Origin of the sequence: Streptomyces sp. HSW2009, assembly GCF_040240285.1 — a bacterium.
Lineage (GTDB): Bacteria > Actinomycetota > Actinomycetes > Streptomycetales > Streptomycetaceae > Streptomyces.
The window spans coordinates 1-11,714 of record NZ_JBEHZD010000225.1 but is presented as its reverse complement, the minus strand read 5'-3'; the positions used below and the strand labels follow the sequence as shown (position 1 = coordinate 11,714).

Genomic DNA, 11,714 nt, shown 5'->3' with positions numbered 1-11,714 from the left:
CCCCGCCCCCCCCCCCCCCCCCCCCCCCCCCCCCCCCCCCCCCCCCCCCCCCCCCCCCCCCCCCGGCCGGCGCGCCCCCCCCCCCCGGGGGCCCGTGCCGCTTCCGGCCGCGGCCCCGGCCCCGGACCACCGCCGGGTGCTCCGCGAACCCGACGGTTCGCCCCTGCGCCCGCTGCTGCATATATTCATGCAGAGGTAGTCGTAACTGAATGATCGGCGCTGGTCGGGCCGGGTGTGTCGGGGCCGGGCCGGTGTCGGTGGGCGAGCGCGTGCGGGTCGCCGAAGTCGCCGGGAGGGCACGATGGATCAGACGCCGGACGCGAACGGGGCCGCGGCGCGGCTCCAGAAGCTCTTCGAGGGGCACCGCCTCACGCCCACCCAGCGGCGCATCGCGCACTGCATGGTGCGGCGGGCGGCCGACGCGCCGTTCCTGTCCAGCGTCGAACTCGCGGAGCTCGCCGGCGTCAGCCAGCCGTCGGTGACCCGGTTCGCGGTGGCGCTCGGCTTCGACGGCTACCCCGGGCTCCGCAAGCACCTGCGGGAGGTCGCGCCGGCCGAGCGGATCACGGGCGACACGGCCGTCAACGAGTACCAGCAGGCGGTCCAGGCCGAGATCGACAACCTGCGCCACCTGGCCACCCTGCTCGCCGACCCCGAACCCGTCGCGCGCGCCGGCCGGCTGCTCGCCGCCTCCCGGCCGCTGCCGGTGCTCGGGCTGCGCGCGGCGTCCGCGCAGGCCGCCGGGTTCAGCTACTTCGCCCGCAAGGTCCACCCCGACGTACGGCTGCTCGACGAGGGCGGCACCATGCTCGCCGACCGGATCGACGCGGCCACCGCGGCGGGCGCCAGCGCCCTGCTCTGCTTCGCGCTGCCGCGCCACCCGCGGGAGGTGGTGGCGGCCCTGGAGTACGCGCGGACCGCGGGCCTGGTCGTCGTCACGGTCGCCGACAGCGCGTTCGCGCCGGTGGCCGCCCACAGTGACCTGCTGCTGCCGGCCGCCGTCGGCACCGGTCTCGCCTTCGACACGGCGTGCGCGCCGATGCTGCTGGGCCGGGTGTTGCTTGAGGCGATGTGCGACGCGCTGCCGGACGCCCAGGCCCGGCTGGAGGAGTTCGACGCGAAGGCCGCGGCCCGCGGCCTCTTCGACGACTGATCAGCGCTGTCAGGTCAGCGACGTCTGATCAGCGATGTTCGATCAGTGGCGCCCGGTCAGGGGGACCGACCAGCGGCGGCCCCGGGCCGCACCGGTTGTCTCAGCGAACTCTCATCCGGGCTGAGTACAGTCCGGCCGCAGGGAGGCCGGGCACGCCGTGGGCGGCCGGGCGGGACGGACGACGGAGGAGGACGGGCGTGGGGCGCGGCGGGTACACGGTGGCGCGGGTGGCGGTGCTGGTGCGGGCGCCGGTGGGGTGGCTGTGGTGGCTGGGGCTGTTGGCGGCCGGCTGCGGGCTGCTCGTACCGGGCGTGACCGGCCGCCGGATCGGCGTCCTCGCCGGTGCGGCGCTGTTCCTGATCGCGCTGGCGGTGGCGGCGACGGTACGGCGCGGCCGGTACGGGAAGCTGACGCGGGCCGCGGCGCGCGCGGGGAAGTCCGTCTCGCTCCAGGACCGCGAGGCGACCGTACGGGACTGGCGGCTCGCCCACCGGTGGCCGCTGGCGGCGGTCTTCCTGGTGGCGGTCGGCGCCTCGTTCGCGGTGCCGGCGGCACCCGGGCTGCTGCTCGCCGGCACGGCGGCCGGCCTGTGGTGGAAGGCGCTGTGGCTGGGCCGTTGGGAGCACGAGCACGAGTCGCTGCTGTGGGTGCGCATCGACGAACTGCCCCGCCCCTGGGCGCCCGGCGGCCCCGGGCACGCCGCCGTCAGCGGCTATCTGACCACCGGCGGCGGCGCCGGCGACGCCCGCCCCGGCGGAGCCCGCCGCCGCCCGGAGGACGTACCGGTGCGCTGATCTGTTGGCCTGTGGGGCCGCTGGTTCCCTGAGCCGCTGGCTCGTTGGCCCGCTGAACCGTTGGCCTGCTGATCCGCTGGCCCTCGGCCTCGTGGCCCCTCGCCGGTTTCCGAGCCTCGATCCTTTGCCCAACGGTCAGCCACCACCCGGCCGCCCCGCACTAACGTGCAGGTCAGGCCCCTCCACCGGGAGGGCGCGCCGAGATCCGACACCGGGCCGACGGCATGGCCGCGTACGGCACGGTGAGGTGGTGGTGCGGTGACGCGGCGGCGCCACGGCACGGTGGCGCGACGACATGGGCGACGGAACGACCGCGGAGGGACGCGCGATGGACGGGACGGGGAGCGGGACAGGAACGGGGACCGGGACCGGGGCGGGGACGGGGACCGGGGCAGTGACGCAGGGCGACACGGGGGCGGAGGTCGGGACGCGGTCGGCGGGCGGACCGGGGCCGGCGGACCTGCCGGGGCCGGGCGAACCGCTGGCGCTCGCCGAGTTGGCCGCCGTACTCCCGGACGCCTGGCGTTCGCGGGGGCTCGGCCGGGTCGGGTCGACCGCGGTCAAGGTGGCGCGGATGGACGGGCTGCCGCTCGCCGAGGAGAGCCACCCCACGGCCGAGGCGCTGCTCGTCCTGGACGGCCTGCTCGCCCTTGAGGTGGCCGGCGAACCCGTCTCCGTACGCGCCGGCGAACTCTTCCTGGTCCCCGCCCACACCCCGCACCGGGTGGGCCCCGGCAGCACCGGGACGCTGCTGATCGTCGAGGCCGAGGCGGCGGGGAACTAGGCGAGCGGCCGGCGAGCGGCGGAGCCGGGGCCCGCGCCGGCCGCCGGCGGCTGGTTCGACGCACAGTGAAGCTTGGGGTAAAGTGGATCACGCAACGCCGCCCCGAGGGGCGGGGGTTGATGCGTCGGTCGTCTAAGGAAAGATACTCGTCTCCAAACGAGGGATGTAGGTGCAAGGCCTGCTCGGCGCTCCATGAGAAACCCTCCTCCAGCCAGTCTGGAGGAGGGTTTTTTGCTGTGCGGACGCAGAGCCAGGCCCGCGGCCGGATGCGGCGCGTGTGGCCGCGCGTACGGGATGGCCGCTGGCCCGTCGTACCGGTACGCGGCAGCCGCCCCGCCGCCCCGTACCGGCTCAGCCCCCGATCACCCGCCGGCCACCTCCTCGGGCAGTGCCCCGATCAGCGAGTCGACCTGCGCGCCGCCGCTCTCCGCGACGACGTCGGCGATCGACTGCGGCGCGCGTACGGTCGCGAACCGCACGCCCGCCGGCGCGTCGGCGTCGAGCACGAAGCCGTAGACGCCGGGCCGGGGCAGGCTGTTGTACGCGAAGTGGTGGCAGAAGTAGTAGGCGCCGGTGTCGAGCAGGGCGGCCAGGTCGCCGCTGGCCAGGAGGGGGAGCGGCCGGTTCTGCGCGACCAGGTCGCCCGCGAAGCAGCAGGGACCCGCCACGTCCTGGGCCACCAGCGGGCCACGGCTCGGCCGGCCCTGCGGGGTGTAGGCGGCGACCCGAATGGGCCAGGAACGCGGGGCGAAGACGGTGCGGGTGGCGACCTGGGCGCCGGCGTGGGTGACGGCGATCGGCCGGCCGCCGGCCGACTTGGCGTACTCGACCCTGGCCAGTACGGTGCCCGACTTGGCCAGCAGCGACCGCCCGAACTCGGTGGTCAGCGCGTACTTCCCGGACAGCAGCCCGGGCACCGCCGCGTGCAGCAGCCGGGCGTAGTCGCGGAAGGTCGGGGCGGTGGTGTCGGAGGTGAAGTTGACGGGGAGACCGCCGCCGATGTTGATGCCGGTGATCTGCTGCCGCCCCGCGGCCGAGTTGATCTCCTCGGCGAGTTCGTAGACCGTACGGACGCCGCTGGTCATCAGCTCCAACGGGCAGCCCTGCGAGCCGACGTGGGCGTGCAGTCCGGTGAGCCAGGGGCGGGCCAGTACGGCGGTGACGATGCGGGACCTGAGTTCGGCCGGGGAACCGCCGCGCGGGCCGTCGTCGCGCAGCGGCACGCCGAACTTGGAGGTCGCCGTCGCCGTGCTGAGTGCGCTGATCGTGCCCCCGCCCACCTGCGGGTTGACGCGCAGGCCGAGCGCCGATGCGGTGGGCGCAGCCGCCACCAGTCCGTCGAGCCGCGCCAACTCCTGCCAACTGTCGGCGTTGACGCCGATGCCGAGCGCGAGGGCGGTCCGCAGTTCGGCGACGGTCTTGGCCGGCGAGTCGAGCACGGTGCGGTGCGGCGGGACGCCGGCGGCCTGCGCGAGAGCGAGTTCGCCGGGGCTCGCCACCTCGCAGCCGAGCCCCGCATCGGCCAACAGCCGCACCATCGGCACCAGGCTGGTCGCCTTGACCGCGCAGGTGTGCAGGATGCTGGTGCCCGCGGCGGTGAACTCGTCGAACGCCTCCCGCAGTGCGGTGGCTGCGGACCGTACGGCGGCCACGTCGACCAGCCCGATGACCGGGGCGTCCGCCCCGATCAGCCCCTGCTCGACGGCGGCCCGCACGGCCTGGTCCCGCCGCCGCGCCAGACTCCGCCCGGCGTCGTCGTCACGGCCGGGGTCGCCGCCGGCCGGGGCGGGGCCAGCGGTTTTCGTGGTGGGCGCTCCGGTAGGAGTTGCGGTCGGTGTCGCAGTAGGTGCTGCGGCGGGGGTGGCTGCTGTGGCCGGGGCGGTCTCGGGGTCGTACGGCACCGGCCGCGGCCGGCCGCCCGCCGGCGGTTCGGGGTCGCCGAGCACGAGGCGCGGGGCCTCGTTGGGGTGCAGCGCGACGGCGGCCCACACGGGCTCGTACGCGGCGGCCGTCTCCGCGGCCCAGCGCGAGCCCGCCACGTCGCAGCCGACCTGGATGACGGTGTGCACGCCGACGGACGCGGCCTTGGCGAGCGCGTCGGCGACGGTGCCCTGCTGCATGTCGAGGTGGGTGTGCGAGTCCGCGACCGGCACCCGCAGCGGCTCCGGGAGCGGCGGCGGGACGTCCTTGTCGCGGTCTGCCTTCGCACGGCCCGTCGTGGCACCGTCCGCCTTGGCGCGGTTCTTCTTGCCCGGCTCCTGGCGGGCGCCGTCGGAACCGGCCGCGGGGGCGGCCCCGGCGGCAGTCGCGGAACGGGGCTCGGGGCCGCCGGCCGCCGGGGCGCCGGGCCCGCCCATGCCCCGCTCGTCCGCCGCGCCCGCAGCGCCCTGCCCGCCGCCTCGCGTGGTGGTCGCGCCGCCGTTACCGCTGGTGTGTGCCGATTCCGCCATGGTCGCGATTGTATGAGCGCCCCCGCCGCGCCGTGGGCCGTGGGCTGGCGCCTCCCCGCGCGCCCGCGCGCCGGCGCCGGCCGGGGAGTCGGGAATGCGGCTTGCGTTCCCCTCGCGTGCGCGCCCGCGCGAGGGGAACCCCCGGGCACGTACGGATGGGCACCCCTACGCAGATGCCCGTACACGCCCTCCGCGCGCACGCACACTCGCACACGTACGCGCGCCCGCGCGTCGGTGTCCACATCCACGTGATCCACATCCACGTACGTACGGAGGCCGCGGCGGTGCACCCCACCCCGTGGTACTCCGGTACGGAGCCCCGTGCGCGGGTCCACCCGGCTGCCGCCCCGACGGGCAGCGGGGCCCGGGCGTCCGTGTGACCCGCGCGCGGTCTTCCGCGCGGCCTCCCGTACGTGCCGGAGCTGCGCGCGTCCGGGCGGCTCCGGCGGAGTGCTTCCGTCCGGGCCGGTGGCCCGGTGGCGCGGGCCACCGCACCGTGCCCTCCCCGGGCCCCGCCGGCACGCGGTCAGCCCACGATCCTTCCCGCGGGCACCCCCACCCGCGGCCGTGCGGCTACTTGCGGTGGAACGGCCAGAGGTCCGCGAGGTGCCAGTGGTGGTGGTCGGCGTCGGTCGGCGGCTTGGCCCCCGTGCGCCCGTGCGACATGGCCTCGCAGGCGGAGGAGACCTGGCCCGACCGCATGATGCGCAGCAGGTGCGCGCCGCAGTTCAGGCAAGTCGGCTTGGTGAGCGGCGAGGGCACCCGCTCGCCGTCCGCGTGGTAGCTCACGTACGGCTGCCCCAGGGCATCCACGTGGTGCTCGATGTCGTACGCCTGCTCCCAGCCGTGCCCGCAGTGCAGGCAGGCGAACGCGTACGCCTCGTGGGCGACGGGTTCGGCGGCCGGAGCGGCGTACGCGGGGATCTGCGTCCGGGCCGGGGCCTTGGCTATGGAGTGGCTACCGGCCGTGGTTCCTGCGGTTTCGCTCATGGCAGCTCCTCTTGTCCGTAGGACAAGCCTTCAGGGGTGAGGGAATTTCCCCCGCCTCCAGTGGACTCCCCCGGGCATCGAAGCGCAGCAGCCCTGCCGGCTCCTTGGGCCAGATTTGAATTCCCCGTGCCAAAAGGCCCAACGACGCGACCATCGCTTTGCTTGGGGCGGCTTCCCTTTTACCTTCCATGGGCTTCCTACGGCACCACCCGATCGCCCGGGTGAACACGTTTCCGCAGGATAGGCGCTCATCTTCGGGGCGCACTCGCTCATCCGAGCCCCACTGCCGACCTGCCGATAAAGGGGCACCGGGCCCCACCGAGGCTTCAGCCGAGTATGCGACGGCAAATTCGGTAACAGCCCGACGACGACTTCGCCACGGCATCGATAAATAGGGTAACGGGCGTCACCTTATGGCCACCTTATTTCCCGCCGGACATTTACCGGACGGCTTTTTTGATCGCCGCGCCAGGGCCGTATTCGTCACATGAGGGTGGGGCGCGAGGCCCACAACCCCCTCAGCCCGTGACCCCCCGCGCCGTGTTCTTCGCCGCCACCACCGCGTCGAACACCTCCCGCTTGGGCAGCCCGGTCTCCGCGGCGCCCGCCGCGCTCGCCTCCTTGCGTCGGTCGCCCGCCTCCTCCTCGCGCACCGCGACCCGGCGGGCCAGTTCGGCGGGGGTGAGGTCGGCCGGGCCGGGCGCCGGGGCGCCCTCGATGACGAGGGTGAACTCGCCGCGCATCTCGCCGTCCGCGGCCCACTGCGCGAGTTCGCCCAGCGGGCCCCGCTTGACCTCCTCGTACGTCTTGGTCAGCTCGCGGCAGACGGCCGCGCGCCGCTGCGCGCCGAACGCCTCGGCCATCGCGCCCAGCGTCTCGGCCACCCGGTGCGGCGACTCGAAGTACACGAGGGTGCGCCGCTCGTCCGCGACCTCCCGCAGCCGGCCGAGCCGCTCGCCCGTCTTGCGCGGCGGGAACCCCTCGAAGCAGAACCGGTCCACCGGCAGCCCGGAGACGGCCAGCGCGGTCAGCACGGCGGACGGGCCGGGCACGGCGGTCACCTTGATGTCCCGCTCGACGGCGGCGGCGACCAGCCGGTAGCCGGGGTCGGAGACCGACGGCATGCCCGCGTCGGTGACCAGCAGCACCCGCGCGCCCCCTTCGAGCGCCGCCACCAGGTCCGGCGTGCGGGCCGACTCGTTGCCCTCGAAGTACGAGACGACCCGGGCGGTCGTGCGCACGTCGAGCGCCTGCGTCAGCCGGCGCAGCCGCCGGGTGTCCTCGGCGGCGATCACCTCGGCCGCGGCCAGCTCGGCGGCCAGCCGCGGCGGCGCGTCGGCCAGGTCGCCGATCGGGGTCCCTGCGAGCACGAGCGTTCCAGTCACCGTTCCAGTCACCCGTCCATCCTCGCAGCCGTACGGGCCGGCCCCGGCAAGCCTCGCGCGCGCCCCCGCGCGAGGCGGCCCCGGGGAAACGACGAGGCCGACGCATCCGAACCCCCCCCCCCCCCGCCCCCCCCCCCGCGCGGGGCGGGGCCCGGGGGGCCCCCCCGGGGGGGCCGCTCGTACGAGGCACCCGTTCGGTGTGCCCGCGGGCTCAACCCGACTCGCGCCACCGGTTGGTGATCGGCAGCCGGCGGTCCTTGCCGAAGCCCTTCGCTGAGATCTTGGTGCCCGGCGGGTACTGGCGGCGCTTGTACTCGGCCGCGTCCACCATCCGCAGCACCCGTGTCACCAGCTCGGGTTCGAAGCCCGCCGCGACGATCTCGGCGCAGCCCTGGTCGCGGTCGACGTACCGCTCCAGGATCTGGTCGAGCACGTCGTAGTCGGGCAGCGAGTCGGCGTCCACCTGGCCGGGGCGCAGTTCCGCGCTCGGGGGCTTGGTGATCGAGTTCTCCGGGATCGGCGGGGTCTGGCCGCGCTCGACGGCCGCCTGGTTGCGCCAGCGGGCGAGCCGGAAGACGACCGTCTTGTACAGGTCCTTGATCGGCCCGTACGCGCCGACGGAGTCGCCGTAGAGCGTGGAGTAGCCGCAGGCCAGCTCCGACTTGTTGCCGGGGGCCAGCACGATGTGGCCCTCCTGGTTGGAGAGCGCCATCAGCAGCGTGCCGCGCAGCCTGGCCTGGAGGTTCTCCTCGGCCAGGCCCGTCAGGTCGAGCGAGCCCATGTACGCGTCGAACATCGGCACGATGGGGGCCGTACGGAAGTTGAGGCCGGTGCGCCGGGCCAGTTCCGCCGCGTCCTCCTTGGAGTGGCCGGAGGAGTACTTGGACGGCATGGACACGCCGTACACGTTGCGGGCGCCCAGCGCGTCGCAGGCGATGGCCGCCACCAGCGCCGAGTCGATCCCGCCGGAGAGCCCGATGAGCACGCTGCGGAAGCCGTTCTTGGCGACGTACGCGCGCAGGCCCACCACCAGCGCCGTGTAGACCTCCTCGTCGTCGCCGAGCCGCTCGGCCTCGCCGCCGGCCAGCTCCGGTTCGTACGCCGGCACCGGGTCCTGGCTGAGCGTGACGTGGTCGATCCGCAGCCCGTCGTCGACCACCCCGGACGGCGGCTGCGGGGCCGCGGCCGGCAGGTCGAGGTCGACCAGTACGCAGCCCTCGGCGAACTGCGGGGCCCGCGCGATCACCGTGCCGTCCGCGCCCACCACGATCGAGTCGCCGTCGAAGACCAGGTCGTCCTGGCCGCCGATCATCGCCAGGTAGGCGGTGGTGCAGCCGGCCTCCTGGGCCCGCTTGCGGACCAGTTCGAGCCGGGTGTCGTCCTTCTCGCGCTCGTACGGCGAGGCGTTGATGGACACCAGCAGACCGGCGCCGGCGGAGCGGGTCGCGGGCACCCGGCCGCCCTCCTGCCACAGGTCCTCGCAGATGGCGAGGGCCACGTCCACCCCGTGCACCCGGATGACCGGCAGCGTCTCGCCGGGCACGAAGTAGCGGAACTCGTCGAAGACGCCGTAGTTCGGCAGGTGGTGCTTGGCGAAGGTGAGCGCCACCTGGCCGCGGTGCAGCACGGCCGCGGCGTTGCGCGGCGCGCCCGCCGGCTGGCCGTACCGCGGCTGCTCCCGGTCGCTGCGGTCCAGGTAGCCGACGACCACCGGCAACTCGCCGAACCCCTCGGCCGCCAGCCGGGCGGCGAGCGCGGTGAGCGCGGCGCGGGACGCCTCGACGAAGGAGGCGCGCAGCGCCAGGTCCTCGACGGGGTAGCCGGTCAGCGCCATCTCGGGGAACGCCACCAGGTGGGCGCCCTGTTCGGCGGCGTGCCGGGTCCATTGGACGACGGTCTCCGCATTGGCCGCGAGGTCACCGACGGTGGAGTCGATCTGATTCAGAGCGAGGCGAAGTTGAGGCACGCGGCCCAGTGTAATCGTCTATTTGACGCGATGGGGTGGTGAGGGCGACCACACCGCGCCGCCGGGGGCGCGGCGGGGCGCGTGGCGGGGGCCCGGGGGGCGCGGGTGGTGCCGCTGGTGGGGGGGCGGGGGGGGGCGCCCCCCCCCCCCCCCCCCCCCCCCCCCCCCCCCCCCCCCCCCGGCGGGTGGACGGACGGGCCCGGGCGGCTACTTCCGGTAGCCCAGGACCGTCATCATCCCCGACTCCGCGTGGTAGACGTTGTGGCAGTGCAGCATCCACAGGCCCGGGTTGTCGGCGTCGAAGTCCACGTCGAGACGGCGGCCCGGCAGCACGATGGCGGTGTCCTTGCGCGCCCCGGCGTTCGGCGCACCGCCGCGCCCGGCCGCCCCGCCGGCCAGCGCGAAGGTGTGCCCGTGCAGGTGCATCGGGTGCCACATGGTCGTCGCGTTCTCGAACGACAGCCGCACCCGCTCGCCCGCGCGCACCGGATAGCGGGTCGCCGGGTCGTACCGCCTGCCGTTGATCGCCCAGTCGTAGCGGGCCATCGAACCCGTCAGCCGCAGCTTCACCGTGCGGTCAGGGGCGCCGGGCGCCAGCCGTACGGGCTCCGCCGCGCGCAGGTCGGACGCGGTGAGCAGGCGACCGGACAGCTCCCGCGGGCGGGTGCGCGCGGTGGGTGCCGCGCCGCCCCCGGTGCGCAGCACGGCCAGCGCCGCCCGCCGCTTCCCCTCGGCCACCGCGGTCAGCGGGAACACCCCGTCGCCGGCGGTGACCAGCACGTCGTAGCGCTCTCCTATGCCGAGCAACAGCGCGTCGGTGCGCGCGTGCTCGACGGGGAAGCCGTCGGTGTGCGTGACCGTCATCCGGTGCCCGCCGAGCGCCACCCGGAAGGCGGTGTCCCCGCCCGCGTTGATGAACCTGATGCGCACCCGGTCCCCAGGCCGTGCCCTGAAGGTCCGCGGATCTTCCGCCCTGCGCCCGTTGACCAGGTAGTACGGGTACGCCACGTCGCCCGCGTCACCGCCGAGCAGCTTGCTGGTGGCGCCCATCATCATGCGCGGCGGCCCGGTGCGGCCGGTCCCGGCATCGGACCCGCCGCCGGGGCTGGGGCTCGGGCCGCCGCCCGCCCCGTGGTCCATCCCGCCGTGGTCCATGCCGCCCTGATCCATGGCCCCGTCGCCCGTCCCGCCGCCGTGGTCCATGTTCCCGTGGTCCATGCCGCCGCCGTCGGTGCCGCCGCCGTGGCCCATGCCGGAGCTGAGTTCGGCCAGCACGGCGTCCGGGGTGCTGCCGTCGACGCCGTCCACCCAGTCGTCGAGCACCACCACCCACTCCTTGTCGTACGCGAGCGGCTCCTTGGGGTCCTCGACGATCAGCGGCGCGTACAGGCCGCGGTCCTGCTGCACGCCCGAGTGCGGGTGGAACCAGTACGTGCCGGGGTGCGGCAGCGCGAAGCGGTAGTCGAACGCGGCGCCGGCGCGCACCGGGCGCTGGGTCAGGCCGGGCGCCCCGTCCATGTCGTTGCGCAGGGCGAGGCCGTGCCAGTGCAGCGAGGTGGCCTGCGGCAGGTGGTTGGCGAGCCGCAGGGCGAGCGTGTCGCCCGCGGTGACCCGTACCTCCCGGCCGGGCAACTCGCCCCCGTACGCCCAGGAGTGGACGCTGACCCCGCCGCCCAGGTCCAGGCGGGCGCGGGCCGCGGTGAGGTCGATCCTGCGCTCGGGTCCCGGGCGGCGCCGGCGCTCGGCCGCGGCGACCTCCGGGCCGTCGGGCGCGAGGTAGTCGCCGCCCGCGTCCGGGCCGGGGCCGGCGGACGGGCCCGAACGCGAGCCTGCGTCGGAGTCGGACGAACAGGCGGCGAGCAGGCCGCCGCCGGCGAGTGCGGTGGTGGCGGCGAGCACGGCTCGCCGGGTGGTGCTGCGCATGCGAGATGCACCTCGAATCACATCGGTGGCTACGCGGAAGGGAGGCTCGAACACCGCTCGTAGGCACCCGTCACCGACCGGCCGACGGCGCGTCAACGTCCTTGCTGGTGAAGGGAGTTGACCGGTCGGCTGGCGACGTTCCGAGGAACTGGTCTGGCCGGTGAGTGCGGGGTGGGGAGCGGCGTGGCCGCCGCTATATGCGCAGCACCGGAAGGCGGGCCGCGGCGCACCACGCGAGGACCGACCGGCCCCGGCCGGCACGCGCCCCC

The 11,714-nt window shown here is 75.2% G+C and carries 10 protein-coding genes and 1 pseudogene; 4 read left to right on the top strand and 7 right to left on the bottom strand.

All coding sequences use genetic code 11. The features are described 5' to 3' along the window. Positions 1-181: hypothetical protein (locus AAHZ94_RS17870; RefSeq protein WP_349993942.1), on the bottom strand; the 181-nt coding region annotated here is incomplete at its 3' end. Between the two features lie 120 nt (positions 182-301). On the opposite strand from AAHZ94_RS17870, the gene AAHZ94_RS17865 reads away from it, so the two are divergent. From AAHZ94_RS17865 to AAHZ94_RS17855, 3 genes are all read left to right on the top strand, one after another. Beyond that, entirely contained in the window at positions 302-1,153 is an 852-nt protein-coding gene (locus tag AAHZ94_RS17865) for a MurR/RpiR family transcriptional regulator (RefSeq protein WP_349993940.1), read from the top strand. A gap of 197 nt (positions 1,154-1,350) precedes the next feature. Continuing rightward, positions 1,351-1,947, top strand: coding sequence for a hypothetical protein (locus tag AAHZ94_RS17860; RefSeq protein ID WP_349993938.1), 597 nt, complete (start codon positions 1,351-1,353; stop codon positions 1,945-1,947). 394 nt (positions 1,948-2,341) lie between these two features. Next, positions 2,342-2,731 carry a cupin domain-containing protein gene (locus tag AAHZ94_RS17855; protein WP_349993936.1) on the top strand — a complete coding sequence of 130 codons (390 nt, stop codon included), beginning with the start codon at positions 2,342-2,344 and terminating at the stop codon, positions 2,729-2,731. Between the two features lie 362 nt (positions 2,732-3,093). On the opposite strand, the gene AAHZ94_RS17850 is transcribed toward AAHZ94_RS17855, so the two are convergent. From AAHZ94_RS17850 to AAHZ94_RS17830, 5 genes and pseudogenes are all read right to left on the bottom strand, one after another. Then, on the bottom strand, positions 3,094-4,470 hold the full coding sequence (locus AAHZ94_RS17850) for a type III PLP-dependent enzyme domain-containing protein (protein ID WP_349993944.1): 1,377 nt from the start codon (positions 4,468-4,470) through the stop codon (positions 3,094-3,096). 225 nt (positions 4,471-4,695) lie between these two features. Then, positions 4,696-5,088, bottom strand: a pseudogene (locus AAHZ94_RS17845) (TatD family hydrolase); the annotation flags it as partial. 666 nt (positions 5,089-5,754) lie between these two features. Further along, positions 5,755-6,171 carry a hypothetical protein gene (locus tag AAHZ94_RS17840; protein WP_349993935.1) on the bottom strand — a complete coding sequence of 139 codons (417 nt, stop codon included), beginning with the start codon at positions 6,169-6,171 and terminating at the stop codon, positions 5,755-5,757. A gap of 518 nt (positions 6,172-6,689) precedes the next feature. Then, the gene (gene rsmI / locus AAHZ94_RS17835) at positions 6,690-7,556 is read right to left on the bottom strand and encodes a 16S rRNA (cytidine(1402)-2'-O)-methyltransferase (RefSeq protein ID WP_349993933.1); all 867 of its coding nucleotides are present in this window, start codon (positions 7,554-7,556) and stop codon (positions 6,690-6,692) included. Positions 7,557-7,767: 211 nt separating this feature from the next. Then, positions 7,768-9,522, bottom strand: coding sequence for an NAD+ synthase (locus AAHZ94_RS17830; RefSeq protein ID WP_349993932.1), 1,755 nt, complete (start codon positions 9,520-9,522; stop codon positions 7,768-7,770). A 22-nt stretch (positions 9,523-9,544) separates the two neighbouring features. On the opposite strand from AAHZ94_RS17830, the gene AAHZ94_RS17825 reads away from it, so the two are divergent. After that, positions 9,545-9,742, top strand: a complete 198-nt coding sequence (locus tag AAHZ94_RS17825) for a hypothetical protein (protein ID WP_349993931.1) — start codon at positions 9,545-9,547, stop codon at positions 9,740-9,742. Here the strand turns inward: AAHZ94_RS17825 and AAHZ94_RS17820 are convergent. Continuing rightward, complete coding sequence (locus AAHZ94_RS17820; protein WP_349993930.1) at positions 9,730-11,445, bottom strand: multicopper oxidase family protein; 1,716 nt, start codon at positions 11,443-11,445, stop codon at positions 9,730-9,732. The two genes, AAHZ94_RS17825 and AAHZ94_RS17820, sit on opposite strands and share 13 nt — an antisense overlap. Positions 11,446-11,714: the final 269 nt, after the last annotated feature.